This window comes from Neobacillus cucumis (assembly GCF_023715505.1).
Genome location: NZ_JAMBOH010000198.1, coordinates 1 through 206 on the forward strand (window position 1 = coordinate 1; position 206 = coordinate 206).

Annotated in this window: 1 rRNA gene; it reads left to right on the forward strand. The window is 50.5% G+C overall.

The window, feature by feature from the left end:
• Window positions 1–206 (forward strand): 23S ribosomal RNA (locus tag M3226_RS33050); the annotation flags it as partial.

The window sequence follows — 206 nt, forward strand, 5'->3', positions numbered from 1 at the left end:
GGTTGATATTCCTGTACCACCTCTTTATCGTTTGAGTGATGGGGGGACGCAGGAGGATAGGGTAAGCGCACTGCTGGTTATGTGCGTCTAAGCAGTTAGGCTGAGAAGCAGGAAAATCCGCTTCTCGCAAAGGCTGAGCTGTGACAGCGAGGGAAATATAGTACCGAAGTTCCTGATTCCACACTGCCAAGAAAAGCCTCTAGCGA